The sequence below is a fragment of the Cohnella boryungensis genome (assembly GCF_042651945.1).
GTDB classification, from domain to species: domain Bacteria; phylum Bacillota; class Bacilli; order Paenibacillales; family Paenibacillaceae; genus Cohnella; species Cohnella boryungensis.
The window spans coordinates 73,035-91,761 of the sequence record NZ_JBHSED010000035.1; the positions used below are offsets into that span (position 1 = coordinate 73,035).

At 56.0% G+C, this 18,727-nt stretch carries 21 protein-coding genes; 10 read left to right on the forward strand and 11 right to left on the reverse strand.

The annotated features are described in order from the left end of the window. The first annotated feature begins 8 nt into the window (after window positions 1-8). The 3 genes from ACFO1S_RS15795 to ACFO1S_RS15805 are packed head-to-tail and all read left to right on the forward strand — an operon-like array spanning window position 9 to window position 2,581. Window positions 9-989 carry a FecCD family ABC transporter permease gene (locus tag ACFO1S_RS15795; protein ID WP_378127110.1) on the forward strand — a complete coding sequence of 327 codons (981 nt, stop codon included), beginning with the start codon at window positions 9-11 and terminating at the stop codon, window positions 987-989. Between the two features lie 3 nt (window positions 990-992). Continuing rightward, entirely contained in the window at window positions 993-2,000 is a 1,008-nt protein-coding gene (locus ACFO1S_RS15800; protein ID WP_378127111.1) for a FecCD family ABC transporter permease, read from the forward strand. A gap of 20 nt (window positions 2,001-2,020) precedes the next feature. Then, entirely contained in the window at window positions 2,021-2,581 is a 561-nt protein-coding gene (locus ACFO1S_RS15805; protein WP_204605609.1) for a nitroreductase family protein, read from the forward strand. A gap of 141 nt (window positions 2,582-2,722) precedes the next feature. Here ACFO1S_RS15805 and ACFO1S_RS15810 read toward each other — a convergent pair whose 3' ends face one another. From ACFO1S_RS15810 to mnmL, 5 genes are all read right to left on the reverse strand, one after another. Beyond that, complete coding sequence (locus ACFO1S_RS15810; protein ID WP_204605608.1) at window positions 2,723-3,241, reverse strand: MogA/MoaB family molybdenum cofactor biosynthesis protein; 519 nt, start codon at window positions 3,239-3,241, stop codon at window positions 2,723-2,725. Between the two features lie 91 nt (window positions 3,242-3,332). Then, window positions 3,333-3,932 (reverse strand): hypothetical protein, encoded by a 600-nt coding sequence (locus ACFO1S_RS15815; protein ID WP_204605607.1) that lies wholly within the window; start codon window positions 3,930-3,932, stop codon window positions 3,333-3,335. A gap of 115 nt (window positions 3,933-4,047) precedes the next feature. Further along, the gene (locus ACFO1S_RS15820) at window positions 4,048-5,019 is read right to left on the reverse strand and encodes a type I phosphomannose isomerase catalytic subunit (RefSeq protein ID WP_204605606.1); all 972 of its coding nucleotides are present in this window, start codon (window positions 5,017-5,019) and stop codon (window positions 4,048-4,050) included. A gap of 96 nt (window positions 5,020-5,115) precedes the next feature. Continuing rightward, window positions 5,116-5,697, reverse strand: coding sequence for a tRNA 5-(aminomethyl)-2-thiouridylate-methyltransferase MnmM (gene mnmM, locus ACFO1S_RS15825; RefSeq protein ID WP_204605605.1), 582 nt, complete (start codon window positions 5,695-5,697; stop codon window positions 5,116-5,118). After that, window positions 5,675-6,658, reverse strand: coding sequence for a tRNA modification radical SAM protein MnmL/YtqA (mnmL, locus tag ACFO1S_RS15830; protein WP_204605604.1), 984 nt, complete (start codon window positions 6,656-6,658; stop codon window positions 5,675-5,677). Before mnmL ends, mnmM begins: the two co-directional genes overlap by 23 nt. A gap of 314 nt (window positions 6,659-6,972) precedes the next feature. On the opposite strand from mnmL, the gene ACFO1S_RS15835 reads away from it, so the two are divergent. The 4 genes from ACFO1S_RS15835 to ACFO1S_RS15850 all read left to right on the forward strand — a co-directional run bounded on the left by ACFO1S_RS15835 (window position 6,973) and on the right by ACFO1S_RS15850 (window position 9,344). Further along, window positions 6,973-7,158, forward strand: a complete 186-nt coding sequence (locus ACFO1S_RS15835) for a hypothetical protein (protein ID WP_204605603.1) — start codon at window positions 6,973-6,975, stop codon at window positions 7,156-7,158. 250 nt (window positions 7,159-7,408) lie between these two features. Further along, complete coding sequence (locus tag ACFO1S_RS15840; protein ID WP_204605602.1) at window positions 7,409-7,780, forward strand: GntR family transcriptional regulator; 372 nt, start codon at window positions 7,409-7,411, stop codon at window positions 7,778-7,780. Continuing rightward, window positions 7,777-8,670: an ABC transporter ATP-binding protein gene (locus ACFO1S_RS15845; protein ID WP_204605601.1), complete on the forward strand. Its 894-nt coding sequence runs from the start codon at window positions 7,777-7,779 to the stop codon at window positions 8,668-8,670. The genes ACFO1S_RS15840 and ACFO1S_RS15845 overlap by 4 nt, the downstream gene beginning before the upstream one ends. After that, on the forward strand, window positions 8,667-9,344 hold the full coding sequence (locus tag ACFO1S_RS15850) for a hypothetical protein (RefSeq protein ID WP_204605600.1): 678 nt from the start codon (window positions 8,667-8,669) through the stop codon (window positions 9,342-9,344). The genes ACFO1S_RS15845 and ACFO1S_RS15850 overlap by 4 nt, the downstream gene beginning before the upstream one ends. Before the next feature lie 70 nt (window positions 9,345-9,414). Here ACFO1S_RS15850 and ACFO1S_RS15855 read toward each other — a convergent pair whose 3' ends face one another. From ACFO1S_RS15855 to ACFO1S_RS15865, 3 genes are all read right to left on the reverse strand, one after another. After that, on the reverse strand, window positions 9,415-10,221 hold the full coding sequence (locus ACFO1S_RS15855; RefSeq protein ID WP_378127116.1) for a YitT family protein: 807 nt from the start codon (window positions 10,219-10,221) through the stop codon (window positions 9,415-9,417). 425 nt (window positions 10,222-10,646) lie between these two features. Beyond that, window positions 10,647-11,858: a cation:proton antiporter gene (locus tag ACFO1S_RS15860; RefSeq protein ID WP_204603621.1), complete on the reverse strand. Its 1,212-nt coding sequence runs from the start codon at window positions 11,856-11,858 to the stop codon at window positions 10,647-10,649. A gap of 6 nt (window positions 11,859-11,864) precedes the next feature. After that, the gene (locus tag ACFO1S_RS15865) at window positions 11,865-12,359 is read right to left on the reverse strand and encodes a cation:proton antiporter regulatory subunit (RefSeq protein ID WP_204603620.1); all 495 of its coding nucleotides are present in this window, start codon (window positions 12,357-12,359) and stop codon (window positions 11,865-11,867) included. 618 nt (window positions 12,360-12,977) lie between these two features. Here ACFO1S_RS15865 and ACFO1S_RS15870 point away from each other — a divergent pair. Continuing rightward, window positions 12,978-13,631 (forward strand): phosphatase PAP2 family protein, encoded by a 654-nt coding sequence (locus ACFO1S_RS15870; RefSeq protein ID WP_378127118.1) that lies wholly within the window; start codon window positions 12,978-12,980, stop codon window positions 13,629-13,631. Window positions 13,632-13,709: 78 nt separating this feature from the next. Here the strand turns inward: ACFO1S_RS15870 and ACFO1S_RS15875 are convergent, their stop codons facing one another. Continuing rightward, window positions 13,710-14,123 carry a cupredoxin domain-containing protein gene (locus ACFO1S_RS15875; protein WP_204603618.1) on the reverse strand — a complete coding sequence of 138 codons (414 nt, stop codon included), beginning with the start codon at window positions 14,121-14,123 and terminating at the stop codon, window positions 13,710-13,712. A 255-nt stretch (window positions 14,124-14,378) separates the two neighbouring features. Here ACFO1S_RS15875 and trmB point away from each other — a divergent pair, with 255 nt between their 5' ends. Next, window positions 14,379-15,143 carry a tRNA (guanosine(46)-N7)-methyltransferase TrmB gene (trmB, locus tag ACFO1S_RS15880; protein ID WP_204603617.1) on the forward strand — a complete coding sequence of 255 codons (765 nt, stop codon included), beginning with the start codon at window positions 14,379-14,381 and terminating at the stop codon, window positions 15,141-15,143. 119 nt (window positions 15,144-15,262) lie between these two features. On the opposite strand, the gene ACFO1S_RS15885 is transcribed toward trmB, so the two are convergent. Further along, the gene (locus ACFO1S_RS15885) at window positions 15,263-15,787 is read right to left on the reverse strand and encodes a phosphatase PAP2 family protein (RefSeq protein ID WP_204603616.1); all 525 of its coding nucleotides are present in this window, start codon (window positions 15,785-15,787) and stop codon (window positions 15,263-15,265) included. 508 nt (window positions 15,788-16,295) lie between these two features. Here ACFO1S_RS15885 and ACFO1S_RS15890 point away from each other — a divergent pair. After that, window positions 16,296-17,534: a glycosyltransferase family 2 protein gene (locus ACFO1S_RS15890; RefSeq protein ID WP_204603615.1), complete on the forward strand. Its 1,239-nt coding sequence runs from the start codon at window positions 16,296-16,298 to the stop codon at window positions 17,532-17,534. Between the two features lie 65 nt (window positions 17,535-17,599). On the opposite strand, the gene ACFO1S_RS15895 is transcribed toward ACFO1S_RS15890, so the two are convergent. Continuing rightward, window positions 17,600-18,604: a hypothetical protein gene (locus tag ACFO1S_RS15895; RefSeq protein ID WP_378127120.1), complete on the reverse strand. Its 1,005-nt coding sequence runs from the start codon at window positions 18,602-18,604 to the stop codon at window positions 17,600-17,602. Between the last annotated feature and the right edge of the window lie 123 nt (window positions 18,605-18,727).

The following is an 18,727-nucleotide window of genomic DNA, read 5'->3' on the forward strand; positions in this document are numbered from 1 at the left end:
GGACTGACGTGGTCATACGACTGACGGGAATCGGGGTAGGCCTGCTCCTGGTGCTTGCGCTCCTGGGCGCTAGCATCGCGTTAGGCAAGCAGGCTATCCCTCTCTCGGAGGTTTACCGGTCCTTCGTTCATTTCGACGGCTCCAGAGAGCATCTGATCGTACAGACCGTACGTATTCCGAGAGCGTTGATCGCGATGGCCGTCGGAGCCTGCCTGTCCATGGCCGGGGCGATCATGCAGGCCGTTACGCGCAACGGTCTGGCCGGACCGGAGCTGTTCGGAGTCAACCAGGGAGCCGCCTTCCTCATTGTGATCCAGCTTTATCTCGTGGGCAGCCTCTCGGGCTCGCAGTCCATCGCTTATGCCTTCATCGGCGCCGGCGCGGCGGGTGCGCTTGTCTATATGATGGGGACGATCGGCTCCAGCGGCTTAACACCGCTTAAGCTGATTCTGGCCGGCTCGACGATTAATCTGCTGCTGGGCGCGTTAACCCAGGGAATCTTGGTGTTTGACGAGCAATCGCTCGACACGATGAGGTTCTGGCTCGCCGGTTCTCTGACGGGTAGAAGCTCCGCGGTTCTTGAACAGGCCGCTCCCTTCATGATTGCGGGAGTCGTCATCGCCCTGACGATGGGCAGACAGATCAATCTGCTGAGCCTCGGCGAAGAGACGGCGCAAGGACTCGGCCTGCGCAACGGCTGGGTGAAGGGACTGGCATTGGTCGCGGTCATCCTGCTGGCCGGTTCTTCCGTCGCGCTGGCGGGGCCGATCGGCTTTGTGGGTCTGGCTGTGCCGCATGTGACCCGTTATCTCGTCGGGCAGGATTATCGATGGGTGCTGCCTTACGCGGCTATTTTCGGAGCCATCCTTCTCTTGCTGGCGGATATCGCGGCGAGATTCGTCATCCCGTCCCAGGAAATCTCGGCCGGGGTCATTACGGCGTTGCTGGGCGCGCCATTCCTGATCTACCTGGCGCAAAGGAGAGAATAGAACATGGCGATCTCCATGATGAAGGGCAGAAGCCCGTTTCTTCTCTTCCTGCTGGTCCTTGGCATCCTTAATGTCCTTGTGTTGTTTCTACAGATCATCAAGGGAGACTTTCCGATTCCCGTAGCGGAGGCGCTGAAGGCCATTGCCGGGGGCGGGAGCGAGCGGTTCGATCTGGTTGTGAACCGCTTCCGCTTCCCGCGCGCGCTGGTTGCCTTCCTGGCGGGAGCGGGTCTCGCGCTGTCCGGCGCGATTCTGCAGGGCGTCACGCGCAATCCGCTCGCCTCGCCTGGCGTGCTGGGGCTGAACTCCGGGGCGGCGTTGGTGACGGTATCCTGCACGGTGCTGTTTCCCTCCATTCCTGTCGCACTGCTGCCTCTCGCGGCTTTTGCGGGCGCTTTCGCCGCCGGGCTGCTGTCCTATCTGCTGGCTTGGCGAAGGGGGCTGTCGCCCGTCAGACTCGTGCTCGTCGGAGTCGGAATTGCGGCATCGGCGGGCGCCATCGTCAGCTTCCTGCTGACATTCAGCGACTTGACCCAGGCGAAGCGGGCGGTCATCTGGATGTCCGGCAGCGTGTACGGAAGGAGCTGGGAGCACTTCTGGCCGATGCTCCCGTGGCAGGTTGGCGCTGTCGTCATCGTGCTCCTGCTGGCCCGAAGGCTGGACGTGCTTCAATTGGGAGACCCGATTGCCGCGGGCCTCGGTATGCGGCTGGAGAGGACGAGAGCGTTGCTGCTCGTCGTAGCGGTCGCCTCTGCCGGAGCTGCGGTGGCGATGGCCGGAACGATCAGCTTCGTCGGCTTGATGGCGCCTCATCTGGCCAGGTACATGGTCGGCTCCAGATCGATTCGAATGGTGCCCGTCGCGATCCTGACGGGCGGTCTGCTCGTGAATACAGCCGATCTGCTGGGACGCACGCTTGTCACGCCTCTGGAAATCCCTTGCGGAATTCTTATTGCCGTCATTGGCGCTCCGTATATGATTTACCTGCTGTTCAAGAAACGAAATCAATAAGCCGAGGGGGGACTTTCTCCATGCCCGACAGCCATTATCCGGTTGCCGATCTGATAAGGAAGCGAAGAACGGTCAGGCAGTTCAAGGACGACCCGATACCTCTCGCCTTGCTGATGGAATTGATCGAGATTGCCAATTGGGCGCCCAATCACGGGCTTCGCGAGCCATGGAGGTACATTCTGTACCGGGAAGAAGCGCGCGAAGCCTTCACGAAAGCCGTGCTTCGAGCCATGTCTGCGGAAGAGGTGGCGAAGTACGGAGAACAACGCGCCAAGGATTATGCGACGATTCCCTGTCATCTGATCGTCGCCATGAAGGAGGACCCGCGCCAGAAGCAATGGGAGGAGGATTTCGGCGCGGTGTGCAGCTGGATTCAAAGCTTTCAGCTTGCCGCATGGGAGCGGGGAGTAGGCGTCGTATGGAAGACCAATTCCTATATCTTCTCCCTCCGGTTTCGTGAAGCCGTCGGAGTCGGGGACGGCGAGAAGGTGGTCGGCGTTCTGCACATCGGCTATCCGGACGCTATTCCGGAGCCCAGACCGCGCTCGGCGGCAGCAAGCAAGCTGACTGTACATGGATAGCTCCGCATGACGAACCGCATAAACGCCCCTCGCTAATCCGGCTTGTCGGAGGAGCGAGGGGCGTTTATGCATTGCGTCAAGGCCCGCATTGAACTAGGGCCAGCCGGAAAGCGAGAGAGGAGAGCTTGTGTCCGGGCTCGATCAGCGATCCTTGTATAACTCTCTCATGACATGCCCGAGCTCGGGCACGACCAGCCGAGTCATCGCAAGACGAACCGCAGCGGTGGAGCCCGGCATAGAGAAGACGGCGGTCGTGCCGATCGTTCCGGCAATCGCGCGCGACAGAATGGCGGCGGACCCGATGTCTTCGGTGAAGCTCAAGTAACGAAAGATTTCTCCGAAGCCGGGCATTTCCTTGTGCAATTGATCGCGTACCGCCTCATAGGTCGTATCGCGGCCCGCAATGCCCGTGCCGCCATTAAGCAGCACCGCTTCTACAAGCGGGTTGGCGGCGGCAGCGCGCAGCAATTCGGCGATGCCCTCGTAATCGTCCTTCACAATGGCATACTCGGCGACCGTGTGCCCGGCGTCCTCCAGCAGCCGCCGAATCAGCTGTCCGCTCTTGTCGGTCTCCGGCGTGCGGGTGTCGGAGACGGTGAGAATGGCGCAAGCGACCCGAGCAGGGGCTTCGCGTCGATGCTGTTCCGTCGAAGCTGACAATTCGCCATCACCTCCTCTTCCTGATGAAGCCGGCAAAAAAGCGAAGCCGCTTCCCGGTGGTCCGAAGGGCGGCTCCGCTGCTTGCGGCCTTTTATTCCCGGTCTGGAGCCGGCTTCTGCGAATGATCGCTCCCCGCTGCGGAGGCCGAAGCCGACGGTCCGCTGCTAGACTTGCCGAGACCGAAGCCTGCCGGAGAAGAAGGGAGGCTTCCCTTCTCTTCTGCGGAGCTCAAGGAACCGCTCTCGGACGGATTCGCGGCGCTTGCCGCTTCTCCCTGATCTGTCGCATTGTCCCGAATGAGGCGATCGACGATGGCCGGAACGACCAGCGTAAGCGCATAGGCCAGCGTCATCCATACCGAATAAGCATGATGCTGCCCTTCGCTGAACGACGGGAATACCGAATCCCGATGCCAGATCGAGAACGTATTGAGCACAAGCCCGACTGTTGCCGCCACGAACCCGAAGCGGGTCGCGGAGCCGCGTTCTCGCAGCAGCCGCAGCCTCACGATCAGGGCGAGGCCGATCAGCAGCAGGAAGGACAGCATTTCCAGCAGAAATAATGAGGAACCGAAATAAGGATCGCCTACCTCCAGCACGACCCAGTCCCCGAACAACAGGAAGAACAGGGTGGGAACGGCCCATACCGCCACTCCCAATCCCGTTAAAATAAGACCCTGCCGCAAGGTCATCCCTTCCTTTCAACCCTCTGTGTATTGGCCAACGTTTTTCTCTATCATTCGACAGCAGTCGCCCATAATCCTCTTAGCTGATTTCTACGGATAGGAAGCAGTGTGCTAATTAGGATTAAGGCAACAGACTGCGCAGCACGGTCATCGAGCCGTCGAGCGTATAAGCGCCCAGGTTGGCCGGAAGAAGGAAGCAGTCGCCGGCTTTGGCGTCGACCAGACCGCTTTCCCAGCCGATCGTGCCGCTGCCTTCGCAGACGATCAGAATGACGAAGCTGTCCGCGTGAGTAGACAGCGTCCAAGGGCCGCGAACGACGCCTTTGTCCGTCTTGAAATAGGGAGACTTGGCAAGCGTGAGCCATTCTCCGGCCGTCGCGCCGGACGTATCCATACGCTCGGCTCCCGAATCCTCATAAGCGGTTACGTTCAACGAGTCCTCGATGTGCAGCTCGCGCGGTTTGCCGTCAAGGCCCGGACGATCGTAGTCGTACAAGCGGTAGGTCGTATCCGAGTTTTGCTGAATTTCCGCCACGAGCACGCCGGCGCACAGCGCATGCACGGTGCCCGCGGGAATGTAGAAGGTGTCGCCCGCTTTTACGGACACCTCTTGGAGGCAATCCATAATCCGGCCTTCCTCGATCGCTTGGGCCATTCTTGCGCGATCGACTCCCGGCTTCAAGCCGTAGATGATTTTGGCGTCCGGCTTGGCGTCCAGCACGTACCACATTTCCGTCTTGCCCAGCTCGCCCTGCGGGAGCTTCTCGTAAGTATCGTTAGGGTGCACCTGGATGGACAAGTCGTCGTTGCAGTCCAGCAGCTTGATCAGGAGAGGAAAACGTCCGTTGGCCGAAGCCGCGCCTTTCTTCCCGAACCAGGCTTCGCCGACTTGACGGCGAATGTCATCCAGGCCTTGGCCCGCAAAGGCTCCGTTGGTGACGTGCGACACGCCGTTCGGGTGATCGGCGATCATCCAGCCTTCGCCGATCGCGCCGGCGGGAACGTCGAAGCCGAATGCTTCCAGCGCGCGTCCGCCCCATACTCTTTCCTTGAACTCGGGTTTAAAATGCAAAGGATAAGGTTGTACACTCATCTTAAATAACGCCTCCTCGGTAGGTTGACTGCAGATAGAGCAATTGCGCTGCTTGATTAAGAAATGAACATCCGGCATATGGGAACCGGTTGACGACTATTCCTTCTTGCTCAAAGCAATCAGGTAAGGAGAGGCCGGCTTTTGCGGAAAACGATAGAGCACGGCCTGGGCTATGCTCTGCGGCAGGCTGGCCGCCCAAGCCTCGACCGCTTCGGCCTCCGCCTGCCCGCCTTCGTGCCCGGGGTAAACCACTACGGTAAGCGCGCCTCCGCCCCGCAGAAGCCTCAGCGCTCCTTCCAGCGCGGCAATCGTCGTCTCCGGCTTCGTGATCAGCGAAGAGGATGCCCCCGGCAGGTAGCCGAGGTTGAACATCACCGCCGCAATCCGGCCATGCGCGACGCGGGGGAGCCTGCTCTCCATCGTCTCATGCCCTGCCAGCAGCAGCTCGACAGGCGCGAGCGTCTCGGGCTCGCGCTCCTGCGCGAGACGGTTCGCCGTGCTGTCCAGCGCCTCGGCCTGAACGTCGAATGCGTACACCCGTCCGCCCGGGCCGACCGCACGGGCCAGAAACAGCGTATCCGAGCCGTTGCCGGCCGTCGCATCCACGACGTGATCGCCATGGCCGACGCGCTCCTTCACCCAGCGATGAGCCTGGCTAAGGACGGACAGGAAGCCCATGCGAATCTCCTCCCCAAGCCTTACCCTGCCAGCTGTTGCGGCGAACCAGCTCGTCATCGATGGCATTAAGCACTTCCCACTTCCGAAGGCTCCACATCGGCCCGATCAGCAGATCTCTCGGCGCATCGCCGGTCAGGCGATGGACGATCATGTCCGGAGGCAGCAGCTCCAGCGAGTCGACGACCAGCGAGACGTATTCGTCCATGTCCAGGAAGCGAAGCAGGCCTTCCTTCCATTGTCTGACCATCGGAGTTTTGCGCATCAGGTGCAGCAGGTGGATTTTGATCCCTTGGACATCCATGGCGGATACCGCCTTGACGGTATCCAGCATCATATCGCGCGTCTCACCGGGCAGGCCGTGGATGATGTGCGCGCAGACTCGAATTCCTCGCGCTCTCAGCCGGTTGACCGCATCTACGAAGCACTCGGTGTCGTGGGCGCGGTTGATCAGCCGGGAGGTGGACTCGTGAATCGTCTGTAAGCCCATCTCAATCCATAAATACGTGCGTTCGTTAAGCTCCGCCAGGTAATCCACGATATCGTCCGGCAAGCAATCGGGCCGGGTCGCGATGGACAAGCCGACGACTCCCGGCTGCTGCAGAATGACCTCGTAGTATTCGCGCAGCGTCTCCAGCGGCGCATATGTGTTCGTATAGGCCTGGAAATAACCGATATATTTGGCTTCCGGCCACTTCTGGTGCTGGCGGTCTCGAATATGATTGAACTGCGATACGAGATCGTCCCGCCTGCTGCCGGCGAAGTCGCCGGAGCCTCTCGTGCTGCAGAACGTGCAGCCCCCGGCGGCGATGCTTCCGTCGCGGTTCGGACAGGTGAAGCCGGCATCGAGCATCACCTTGAATATTTTGGCTCCGAACGTCTCGCGCATTTCGTAATTCCAGGTATGAAATCTTTTGTCCGTCCAGAGCAGCGGGGCTTGCTCCGCCTTGTCGGTCGTAACCATCGGGCATCCGTCCTTTACAGAAGTCGCTATCATTGTAGCGAATATCCGCCCAAATTGCGAGTGCGGCACAGGGACTCCATCGGGTTTCATTCCGATTTCCGATCAATGAGACCGGGTTCGATTCCAAACAAACATCGATCCTCCGGCTTCTGCGGCTTGCAACACCTAACATGATATGTTATATTAAAAATGCGACAGATCAATAAACATATCTGACATCGCAGCATTATCCACAGCCTAATTCATGTCGTTATCATATCTAGGGCACGCTAGATGCCGCCACCCTAAACTATCCGATTGGAGAGGTGATTGTCATGAATACAAACGTACGCATTCCTCAAGGAGACGATACGGTCAAGATCGAGCTGACGGTGAAGGAAGTATTGGCGCTGGCCGGTGCCAAGTTCCCCAATAACCACGGAATCGAGATTTCCGCCAGGAAGAAGCTCAACAGCGTCATTCAGGGCCACTACATGGAAGACGGCAAACAAACGCACTGACGATAAGGAATACGCATTCAAAGGATTTTAACCCATTTAATGGGTTTATGCTTATTCATAGTCACGGTCCAAGTGGAACCGACCGCATGATCCTATAAGGGATGCGGTCGGTTTTTTTGGCGTTCTCGCGCCGAGGGACAAGGCCTGTGTTTTTTCTTGTCAGCCGCCGTTGACAAAAATTGCTCTTGGTCATATAGTTAGTTACATGAGTAACTAACCGAATAACTTAAAGGAAGAGAGGGGAGAGACCATGAGCACGATTATGGATGACGGCCGCCCCATCTTCGTACAGATTGCCGAGCGAATAGAAGACGACATTCTGGAGGGCAGGCTGCCGGAAGAATCGCAGGTTCCCTCAACCAATCAGTTCGCCGCCTTCTATCAGATTAATCCCGCGACTGTGATGAAAGGCGTCAATCTGCTTGTCGATCAAGGCATTCTGTACAAGAAAAGGGGGATTGGCATGTTCGTGGCCGAGGGAGTCAGACAGCGAATTGTCGAGAAGCGGAAGGAACAATTTTACGAGCAGTACGTCGTGGCGATGGTGAAGGAAGCCGAAAGGCTGGGCATATCGGCGGAGCAATTGTCCGACATGATCAGAAGAGGAGCGAATGAACAATGACGACTATCGTAGAGGTAAGCGATCTTACGAAAGCCTACGGTAAGGTCAAAGCCGTAGACAGCATCAGCTTCAAGCTGGAGGAAGGCAAAATATACGGCTTATTGGGAAGCAACGGCGCCGGCAAAACGACGGTGATGCACATGCTTACGGCACAGCTGTTTCCGACGTCAGGCAGCATCAAAGTGTTCGGGGAGGAGCCGTACGAGAACGAGCGGGTGCTGAGCCGGGTATGCTTTATTAAAGAAAGTCAGAAGTATCCGGATACGTTCACCGTCGCGGATGTATTGAGGCTGTCCCCGCAGTTTTTTCCGAACTGGGATGCGGAATTCGCCAATGCCTTGATCAAGGATTTTCAATTGCCGCTGAAGCGCAAGATGAAGAAGCTGTCCAGGGGCATGCTATCGGCCGTCGGAATCGTCGTCGGTCTGGCCAGTCGGGCGCCGCTGTCGATATTCGACGAGCCCTATCTGGGACTGGACGCCGTGTCCAGAAATCTATTCTACAACCGGCTGCTCAACGACTATGCGGAGTTTCCGCGAACGATTGTGTTGTCCACGCACCTGATCGATGAAGTAAGTCAGCTTCTGGAGCACGTTCTGGTCATCGACCGGGGCCGAATTCTGCTGAATGAGGAAGCGGAGGCATTGAGGGGAAGGGCTTCGAACGTCGTAGGAACGGCTTCCAAGGTCGAGCTGTTTCTGGCGGACAAGAAGACGATTCACCGCGAGGCTATAGGCGGACTTACGTCTGCGACGGTATTGGGGGCTCTGACGGCCAGGGACCGTTCCCATGCCGAGGAGCTGGGTCTGGAGCTGACCCCGGTGTCGCTGCAGCAGATGATCGTTCATCTGACGACCAGAACAAGCGGAAATAAGGAGGGGACGGCATGAAGGTAGCGGGGGTAGTACGAACGCATTTCGCGGATAGATGGTCCTGGCTCGCATGGCCTTGGATTATTCTAGGCATAAGCTTTCTCTGCAATTTGGTCATCGCAAGCACAGTCAGCGAAGAGATCAAAACCGGAGGGCTGGTATCGATCTTTATTTATATGCTCGTGCTGGGAATTGTCAGCGTAGGGCAGATGTTTCCGTTTCTCATCGCATTCGGTGTTCGAAGGAAGGACTTCTTTCTCGGAACGGCCGTTACGGTCGTCCTGACATGCGGTGCGGCGACGGTCATCCTGCTTGCTATGGGATGGCTTGAGAAGCTGACGAACTATTGGGGAGGCAAATTGCACTTTTTCCGAGTGGCCTACATTCTGGAAGGCCCCTTGCTTCAGGACTTCTGGATATCGTTTGCCCTCCTGCTTAATCTGTTCTTTTGCGGCTTCGCGATTTCTGCCTTGTATCGCAAGTTCGGGCGCAACGGCACCTTCGCCTTTTTTATCCTGCTCGGTCTGATCCTGACCTGTATGTTCTATTTGGTGACCTTCTACGACAAATGGCAGGCGATTGCCGACTGGGTATCGGGTCTGACCGTGATTAGTCTGGCGAATGGGGCTTTCCTGCTGACGCTTCTCTACGCCGGAGCCGCCTACCTGATGCTTCGCAAAGCAACGAACTAACTTATGTACGACAACGAAGAAATGGCGTTGCCGGGTTAATCCGGCAACGCCATTTCCTATCCCTATGTCTTTAACGATGAATCGCATGGAACGCCATGGAACAATTGGGATCCAGCGCTTTGATGTCTCGCATGACCCGGGCTTGCTCCAGACGGCTCACGGTGCACAGAATCAATCTTCCGTCCTGTTGCCCATCCGAGGGACCGTCGTTCAGAAATACGACCTCTTTGCCGAATTTGCTGCGAAGCGCCTGGCGAATCTCCTCGCCATGCTCGCTTTTGATCCATACCATCCTGGTCATGGAAAACCCGCTCATTGCGAAGTCGGCCATCCGGTAAGCAAGGAGGAAGGCTACGATGGAGTACATCGCCTCGTCCCATCCGAATACAAAGCCTCCCGACAGCAGAATCGCGCCGTTCACGAGCCACATGATTTTTAACGTTCTCGCGGGCGAGGCTTTGGACAGCATGGCCACGCCGTCGGCGGAATCGATGAAGCCTCCGTAACGCAGCACCATCCCGATCCCGATGCCGAGGGCGATTCCGCCTGCGGCGGCAGATGCGAGCGTGTGGTCCATCAGAGCCGGAGCCGGATGAAGGAAAAAGGCGGAAAGCGATAGAACAGCCAAGCCCATAAGCGTCATCAAACGCGTCTGGGAGTCGAACTTGCGGTAACGCAGCAGCACGAACGGCAGATTAAGCAGGAACAGGAACAAGCCTAATCGCATTTCCGTGAGATAAGAGAAGATCGCGGAGACGCCTGTGACGCCTCCGACAATCATCTTGTGCGGAACGAGAAACAGCTCTAGACCAACCGCTGACAGAAGAGAGCCCACCAAGACGAAAAGAAGCCGGTTGGTGAAGCGCATGCTGGTCATGACGGCATTCACTCCCTTTCTTGCCATATCAGAAAGTATAACACTTGGACTTCTTATCCGATCTGATAGCTCGATACAAAACGTCTGCCGCCTTACCTACTGACGGCGAAGCCGTTTTTACTTGCCATATCAGAAAGTATAACATTTGTACTTCTTATCCCATCTGATAGCTCGATACAAAACGTCTGCCGCCGTACCCGAGGACGGCGAAGCCGTTTTTACTTGCCATATCAGAAAGTATAACATTTGTACTTCTTATCCCATCTGATAGCTCGATACAAAACGTCTGCCGCCGTACCCAAGGACGGCGGAGCCGTTTTTACTTGACGATACAGGTTTGACAAGTTTCACGCATATCCTTCTCTGAATCGTCTCCGCAAAGCTTCTCCGGCTGTCGGAGGACGCCGAAGGCGTTTTTGCTTGGGTCAGGAAGAAGCTTCGGGCTTTTTCTTTGACTTTCCGAGGATGAAATTCATTCCTTTGTAGATCGCCTTCGTTTCCTTGGTCAGAAGCGGACCGAGGATCGCGAGGATGAGCACATACAGCGCCGCGAACGGCTGAATGATCGGCAGCAAGCCGCCAGCCTTGGCGATGTTGGCCATAATGATGGAAAACTCGCCGCGGGCTACGATGGTCAAGCCGATATTGATCGAGGCCTTCGGAGATAATCCCGCAGTGCGTCCGGCGAGCATGCCCGCGGCAAAGTTGCCGATGAGCGTAAGAATGACGGCTGCGATGGATAACCACACCGCTCCCCCGAGCGTAGTTGGATCGATCGTCAGACCGAAGCTGAAGAAGAAGATTGCCCCGAAGAAATCGCGGAACGGAAGAATCAGCTTCTCGATGCGTTTCATATGCTCGGTTTCTGCCAATACGAGACCGATGAGCAGGGCGCCGATCGCTTCGGCTACGTGGATCGTCTCGGAAAATCCGGCAATGAGGAACAGCGTGGCGAATATGACCAGCCCGAACAGCTCATTGGAGCGTATGTCGAGCACCTTGTTCAGCCAGGGGACCAATTTGCGCCCGATGATGAGCAGACCCAGCATGAATACGAGCGCGATCACAGCGGACAGGATTACGCCGCCGACCGAGCTGGAGCCGCTAAGCACGAGTCCCGACAGAATGGAGATATAGACGGCGAGGAAGACGTCCTCGAACATGATGATCCCCAGAATCATCTCGGTTTCCGGATTGGCGGTTCGCTTCAGGTCAACGAGCACCTTGGCTACGATGGCGCTGGAGGAAATGGTTGTAATTCCCGCGGCGACCAACGTTTCCTGAAGGCCGAAGCCGGAGGCCCAGCCGAATACCAGGCCTAGCGTAAAGTTAATGGCGATATAGATCGTACCGCCGACAGCGATGGATTTGCCTGATTTGACAAGCCGTCCGACGGAAAACTCCAGCCCAAGGTAGAAGAGCAGGAATAGAACGCCGATCCGCCCCATGAATTCGATCAACGGGGTGCTTTGGATAAAACGGAAGTCCAGATGCCACAGCTCGAACGAGTGCGGACCGACGGCCATCCCGATCAGAATGTAGAACGGAATGACCGAAAACCGCAATTTTGCCGACAACAAACCAGCCAGGGCGATGAGCGCGATCGCCAGGCCAACCTCCAAAACCATATGATCCATAGGCGGTTAAGGAGTCCCGTGGAGGAGAATTTTCTTCAACTCTTTGTGTTGCCCGCGCTCCCCGGCAACGATGAGGGTCGTGTCTGCAGACAGGGTGAAATCGGGCCCCGGATTAATGTGCTTCGCATGGTTGGGACCAAGCACCGCGATGATCGTCGCGCCCGAATTTTTGCGGATGTGGAGCTCTCCGATGGTTTTGCCGACGCAAGCATAGCTGGAGTCGATCTTGTACCATTCGATAATCAGATCGTCGATGGCCACTTCGATCGTTTCGAGCATCTTGGGCTTATACGTCATGCCCCCGATGATGGCCGCCACCATTCTGGCTTCGTCGTCTTCAAGCGAGATCATGGAGATGCTGGTCTCCGGGTCTTCGTATTCGAAGTGGTAGCATTCGCGACGTCCGTCGTCGTGAACGATAATGACAAACTTATCGCCGCTGCGAGTTGTCATTTGAAACTTTTTTCCAATGCCGGGAAGATCACTTTCGCGAATATTCATGGTGTTAAAACCCCCTAAAGTTAGGATTCACATCTAGGTGCGAACATATGACAAGCAAGCCGTTAAATCCTCAGTAGGATTACGGGTGCCTAGGCTCGCACATACGATGTGGTGAACTTCAAGGGCATTAACAGCAGTTTTCTTATTCGGATGGAATGAAGGGGTAGAAAAGCGCACTTGCGCGTAGGCAAGCGGTAAGAGGGATAGGCCAAAAAACGGAAATGAAACAGATACAGAAGAAGCGCCGCAAGAAACAGAAGCTTGCAACTTGGCGAAGGAGAAGTCCTCTTCGTAGCCTTGACGCTGTTGGGAACGTCGTGAGACAAGGAGGAGCTGCTCGACGTCATAAAATTATCGCCGATGGAGACCGTCGGCATGCACAGCAGAAGAAATGCAACAAGAAGGAAAAGGACGAACGAAACGCTTCGAAACGGCTGTAACCTTTTCTCCAATCCTTTCCCTCCTCTGCATTCTTATATTACTATGATACCATATCGGATGCGGTATCCTCAATTCCGGCGAACCGTCTATTTAGGGAACGCAAGCAAAGTTTTCCTCTTTCGGAACGATATGCTACACTGCATTATCGGAACAGGAATATCGGTAAGGAGTGGGAAAGTGAGAAGAGAGCTTCATCGCAAGGCCTACGCATGGGCGAGCGCAGCCGCCGTTCTATTCGTCGGGGTCAGCTGGCTGATCTTCAAGGAAAGAGCGGAGTCGTTCGATTCGGCGGTCATCGGGGCGGTGCAGGGCAGGGAGACGGCGGCGTTAACCAGCCTTGCCAAAGCATTCAGTTGGATTGGCTCTACGGTGGGCGTCGTGACGATCTCCATCGTTATTATGCTGTTTTTGGGATTGAGACTCGGACATCGCAAGCAACTGGTCATGTTCATCGCTTCGGTCGGGGGAGCGGCTTTGCTGAACGGGATATTGAAATCCGGCTTTCAGAGGGAGCGTCCGAGCTTGATGAGGCTGATCGAGGAAACGGGCTACAGCTTTCCCAGCGGACATTCCATGGCGGCTTTCGCGCTATACGGCGCGCTGGCTTATCTGCTATGGAGGCACGTCGACAATCGGGGAGGGCGAATTGTTCTCATAGGCCTGTGCTCGCTGGTGATTCTTTGTATCGGCTTGAGCCGAATTTACTTGGGCGTACATTATCCGAGCGACATTATCGGAGGCTACTTGGCGAGCGGCGTGTGGCTGGGCTTATGTATCGAAGCGCTGCACTTCTGGACAACGGTTCGGACAAGCAAGGCAAGGCTCGGCTGAGCATCAAGCAAGCGGCGGGAGCAAGCGATCCGCGTCTAGGCTACAGGCTTCGCCGATCGATTGCTCCCGTTCAGTCGGCTATTCGACTACGATAAAGCCTTTCATGGCATCGTGCCCTTGTCCGCATTGGATCGAGCAATGATATTCGTAAGAGCCTGCTTTATCAAGCTTGACCTCAGCGCTTTCGTTGTTCTTGAGCTTGACTCCAAGATCCGCGATTTCAATGCCGTGCGCGCCCTGCTCGTTTTTCAGCGTCAATTTGATCGTGTCTCCGACTTTGGCTTTAATTTCCGCGGGCTCGAATTTCCAGTTAGTGGCCTTGATCGTCACCTCGTGAGCCCCTGCGCCTCCTTCGGCGGGCACGGTTTCGGTTGCTGCCGGAGAGCTTACGGACGGCGACGGAGAGGCGGCGTTGTTCTTTTTCCCGCAGCCGCTCAGAGCGACAGCCAAAGCGAGCAAGGCAAGCGCGAATAACGATGCTGTTTTTTTCATGGGTAATGGACCTCCTTGAAATGTGTATTTCCTAACCCTAATATGCCCATATGCTTCCCTTCAATTGCCGGGCAGACGCAGGCGATTGCTGGATTGCGCCGGAACGGCGGCGCTGTTGTTAGGATACCCTTTTCCGTTCCGGGGAAAACAGACGGCGGCGGGTGCGAAAGCCCCTTTACAAGGATGTCCTCTTTGATCACAATAGGATTCATTGACTTACGCTTGGGCAGCCGCAAGCTGCGGGAGGAATAGAAGATGAGACTTCGCGGTAGAAAAAGCTTTAAGGAGAATCTGGAACGACAGCAGGATCTGATCGTTCTGGAGCCGCAGCAATGGAAAGGACGCTGGAGCGAGTTCTTCGGCAACGACAACCCGATTCATATCGAATGCGGCATGGGCAAGGGACAGTTTATCAGCCGCCATAGCGTAAACCGTCCGCAGGTGAACTTCATCGGCATGGATATGTACGATGAGCTGCTGAGCCGGGCCAGCGAGAAGGCTCGCGCCTTATGGAAAGGCGAGAAAAATTCCGAGCAGGTGCCTAATCTGGCGCTGGTTCGGGGCAATGTCGAGGATTTGCTGGATATGTTCGAGGAGGGCGAGCTGGAGCGCATCTATTTGAACTTCAGCGATCCATGGCCGAAGTCGAAGCATGGCAAGCGGAGACTGACTCATGCGCGCTTCTTGGCGAAATATAAGCAGGCGCTGAATGAGATTGGAGAAATCCATTTCAAGACGGACTCCCTCAGCCTGTTTGAATTTTCGCTGAACAGCTTCTCGGACGCGCGTCTCCAGATGCGCTCCATTTCGCTGGATTTGCATCGCAACGGCGTTCGGGACGATCTGGTCCTGACGGAATACGAGGCGAAGTTTGTCGGACAGGGCAAGCCGATCTACCGGCTGGAGGCGGTTGTCGGGGACAAGATTGTCGAGGAGCATCGCCGCAAGGTCGCGGAGGACCTGACCGAGCAGCTTCGCAGAGGGGCAAGTAAAGAGAGCCCCGCCGAAGACGAGGAATAATAGAATACGGCCGCACCCGGGTGAGAGCCAGGTACGGCCGTTATGAATAGCGTGCTTCTCCCTTATTGGGGTGGGCACGTTATTTTGTTGGAGCAATCGATCCGGGAACCGACGACGTTCTACAGCCAGAGGGACAGGAGCAGCGCGGTTGACGTTCCGAGCAGCGCGCCGGCGACGGTATCGCTCGGGAAGTGCAGCCCGAAGTAAATTCTCGATAGCGCCACACCGATGCCGACCGGGAGCAGGACGGGGATCAGGCGCGGCTCGGCCATCATCCAGGGCGTGAGCATGGCGAAGGCTGCCGTCGTGTGGCCGGAAGGGAAGGACGGGTCCTTAAGCGGCCTACGGTTCGTGTTCGTCTGCGGGAACACCTGATACGGCCGCAGGCGGGGCGCGCTTCTCTTGGCAATTGCGACGGGAATATGGCTGAGCACGATGGAAGCGAAAGCCAGCCATCCCGCATGGCTCCAAGGCTGCGGCGCGAACAAGCCGGCGATCAGGGACAGACAGAGGCTGAAGGTTGCTCCTGCGATCAACGAAAGCGCATGGAAAAGCCAGTTCAACGCCGAGCGGTTCCAGCGGATATTGACGAACAGGAATAGCGGGCTTTCGACTTTTTGAAGCATTCGGTAAAGTCGGCTCATAGAAACCCTCTCCTTCATCTGCGCGAATAGCGACCTGAATTCAGCATACCTTAGCTATGTCACGCCAGTATTAACGCAATTTCAAGGCTGCGTAAGCCCCTGGCTCATGGAGGCGATATTTTCGTTTTACGATCCGGGAGGGATGGGTACACTTCCTATGGAGAATAATAATTTCCCAGGAAGGATTTGCCGTTGCAACCTAATCGCCCGACCATTCGTTAATTTTATTGTGGATCGCGCGTAGGTCTTCGGATAGAAAAAGAATGCAAATGGATGAAAAGGCTGGATGAGGCGGAGCAATTAATTCCACTTGCGCTCCTTTGCGGGCAAGATTCCGCTTCTTAGCCTAAAGCCGCCGAATTTGAGGGCAATCCCCTTTTGACAAAAGGGCGCAAACGAAAGAAAATCAAGAATGTCTCTTCGGAGGGAAAAAAGAACAAAGGCAACAACAAACAGACAAAGAGAAAAAAGAAAAAGAGAAAAAGGGATCTAGGGGGTACAACTGAATATGTTTAACAATGTTCTTCTGGTCATTCAGGCGATCGCCGCGGGCATCGGACTGTATCAGATTGCGCTGTCGTTTTTCGGCTGGTACAGACGGAAAGAGCGGATTACGCACAAGCCGACCAAGTCATTCGCGATGATCGTCGCCGCGCACAACGAGGAAGCCGTCGTAGGAGCGTTGATCGAGAATTTGCTGAAGATGGATTATCCGCGCGAGCTGTTCGATATTTTCGTAATTTGCGACAATTGCACGGACGGAACGGCGGATGTCGTACGAAAATACGAAGGCGTGTACGCTTGCGAAAGGACGAATCCGAACGAGCGGGGCAAGGGCTTCGCCATCGAGTGGATGCTCAAGGAGCTATGGAAAAATCCGCGCCAATACGACGGAATCGTGATGTTCGACGCCGACAATCTCGTCGCGACGAACTTCCTACAATACATGAACGAGGATATGTGCAACGGCTATCGCGTTGTCCAAGGCTATCTGGATACGAAAAATCCGCATGATTCCTGGGTCAGCGCAGCCAACGGCATTACGTACTGGTTCTGCAACCGGCTCTGGCAATTGCCGCGTTACAACCTCAAGCTGTCGAACTTCCTCGGCGGTACGGGAATGTGCTTCGAGACGAAGCTGCTTAAGGAAATGGGATGGGGCGCAACCAGCCTGGTCGAGGATTTGGAATTTACCGTTCGCTGCATCCAGCGGGGCATCTATCCAAAATTCAACTACGACGCGCGCGTCTACGACGAGAAGCCGATTACGTTCCGCGCTTCGGCCCGCCAGCGCCTGCGCTGGATGCAAGGACACTTCGACGTATCGCGCCGTTACATGCTGCCATTGCTCTGGCAAGGGATTCGCACGGGCAGCATCGTGAAGATCGACGCCGCGCTGTACATTTTTAACGCGTTTATTTATCTGATCGGATTTCTGGTCACGTTGGCGCTGTGGTTCGATATCATGCTGCCGGGCGATCCGCATCTGACCTCGATCTATGCGCAAATGCCGCTCGGCTTGTCGCTGACGATCGTGCTGTACGGTTATCTGCAGTGTCCGATTGCGATGCTAATGGAGAAGGTTCACTGGAAGATGTACGTGAAGCTGCTGATGTTCCCGGTCTTCTTCCTGTCCTGGTGGCCGATCGCGTTCTACGCCTTCTTCACGCAGAACAACAAAACCTGGAGCCACACGCAGCATACGCGGGTCATCCGGCTTGAGGAAGTGCAAGGCAAGCAGATGTAACAGAAGTGAAGGATCGCCCTGTGGTCATATGCGACCGGGGGCGATCCTTCTTGCGTCGGCAGCGGTTATCCGAGCTCCGCGATCAGGCGGGGGTACACGTTCTTCTCGAGCAGCAGAATTTCCCTATGCGCATCCAGAGCTTGTCGCTTGCGCTGCTCGTCCGTTGTCATTAAGAATTTCATGTATTGCTGCCGTGCGCCGTGCGCCGCTTTCTCGATCTCGCTGAATTCGCGGAGCAGCAAGGGGGAACGAATATGACCGTTCTGCAGAAGATAACCGACCCCGAAGCTCATGATCCTTTTGTGATCGTACAGAATATGCAGCGCTTTCAAGCAAGTGAGCGCATGGTCCTGCGACCGATTCCGTTCGATCTCGTCGATCTGCGCCTCGCAAGCGGCCAGTCCGAATAACGCCTCGTACGTCTCCTCGAAAAACCGAAAGCGGTCGTTCGTCCGGCGGGATTCCGCATAATCCTTCAGCCTTTCGATGCAATAGTCCCTGTCGTATACAAAGGTTTCCGCCTCGTTCACGCGAATCAGCTGCACGCCGGTAAAGCCGTCAAAGGGATCGTCCATCGGATGAGCGCTGTAGAATGCCGACTTCACCTGCTCGAAGGGCAGAGACTCCTGGCCGTAGCTGACGTTGAAGAAATCCGAGGCGTAGAAGGTTTTGTTCCTCAGATCGTAACCGTGGATAAAGCAGTCGTGATAAATGTGATAGGTTTGATAATTCATCTTGTAGGCGGGAATGCAGTACGTGTCCAGCATGAGATAGGCGTAGCGGTCTTGGTCGATCGCATTAGTCAGAAAGTCGACAATATCCAGCCGGTTCGCCATGGCGGTTTCCCTGCTCCAGTACTCCGTTCGCGTCAACCGATAATGATGCCGGGAATGGGGCTTGTGAAAGTCCAGCCATCCGACGCCTTTGGCATCGGGAACGAAGCTGAGCTGGCTGTGATTCAGGAAAGCCCATTCCGCGAAGCAGCGGTGATCGGCCAGAATCGACATCAGGTTGGCGTGCTTCGGCAGCGAGGTGATGAGCGGCTCGCTCACCTTTAATTTTTTCCACACGTCATGATCCATCTCCTTTGATCTCATTTCGCGTTAAGCTGAGGTAATGCGACGATCTCCTCCTTCCGCAAGGTTGATCTGACAATTTATAGCATATAAAGCTAAGTCGATCTTAATCTCGGG

Excerpts from the sequence above, each read along its gene's own strand:
- ACFO1S_RS15800 (WP_378127111.1), top strand. The coding sequence starts at position 993 with ATGGCGATCTCCATGATGAAGGGCAGAAGCCCGTTTCTTCTCTTCCTG.
- ACFO1S_RS15805 (WP_204605609.1), top strand. The coding sequence starts at position 2,021 with ATGCCCGACAGCCATTATCCGGTTGCCGATCTGATAAGGAAGCGAAGA.
- ACFO1S_RS15815 (WP_204605607.1), bottom strand. The coding sequence starts at position 3,932 with ATGACCTTGCGGCAGGGTCTTATTTTAACGGGATTGGGAGTGGCGGTA.
- ACFO1S_RS15820 (WP_204605606.1), bottom strand. The coding sequence starts at position 5,019 with ATGAGTGTACAACCTTATCCTTTGCATTTTAAACCCGAGTTCAAGGAA.
- mnmM (WP_204605605.1), bottom strand. The coding sequence starts at position 5,697 with ATGGGCTTCCTGTCCGTCCTTAGCCAGGCTCATCGCTGGGTGAAGGAG.
- mnmL (WP_204605604.1), bottom strand. The coding sequence starts at position 6,658 with ATGGTTACGACCGACAAGGCGGAGCAAGCCCCGCTGCTCTGGACGGAC.
- ACFO1S_RS15835 (WP_204605603.1), top strand. The coding sequence starts at position 6,973 with ATGAATACAAACGTACGCATTCCTCAAGGAGACGATACGGTCAAGATC.
- ACFO1S_RS15840 (WP_204605602.1), top strand. The coding sequence starts at position 7,409 with ATGAGCACGATTATGGATGACGGCCGCCCCATCTTCGTACAGATTGCC.
- ACFO1S_RS15845 (WP_204605601.1), top strand. The coding sequence starts at position 7,777 with ATGACGACTATCGTAGAGGTAAGCGATCTTACGAAAGCCTACGGTAAG.
- ACFO1S_RS15850 (WP_204605600.1), top strand. The coding sequence starts at position 8,667 with ATGAAGGTAGCGGGGGTAGTACGAACGCATTTCGCGGATAGATGGTCC.
- ACFO1S_RS15855 (WP_378127116.1), bottom strand. The coding sequence starts at position 10,221 with ATGACCAGCATGCGCTTCACCAACCGGCTTCTTTTCGTCTTGGTGGGC.
- ACFO1S_RS15860 (WP_204603621.1), bottom strand. The coding sequence starts at position 11,858 with ATGGATCATATGGTTTTGGAGGTTGGCCTGGCGATCGCGCTCATCGCC.
- ACFO1S_RS15865 (WP_204603620.1), bottom strand. The coding sequence starts at position 12,359 with ATGAATATTCGCGAAAGTGATCTTCCCGGCATTGGAAAAAAGTTTCAA.
- ACFO1S_RS15875 (WP_204603618.1), bottom strand. The coding sequence starts at position 14,123 with ATGAAAAAAACAGCATCGTTATTCGCGCTTGCCTTGCTCGCTTTGGCT.
- trmB (WP_204603617.1), top strand. The coding sequence starts at position 14,379 with ATGAGACTTCGCGGTAGAAAAAGCTTTAAGGAGAATCTGGAACGACAG.
- ACFO1S_RS15885 (WP_204603616.1), bottom strand. The coding sequence starts at position 15,787 with ATGAGCCGACTTTACCGAATGCTTCAAAAAGTCGAAAGCCCGCTATTC.
- ACFO1S_RS15890 (WP_204603615.1), top strand. The coding sequence starts at position 16,296 with ATGTTTAACAATGTTCTTCTGGTCATTCAGGCGATCGCCGCGGGCATC.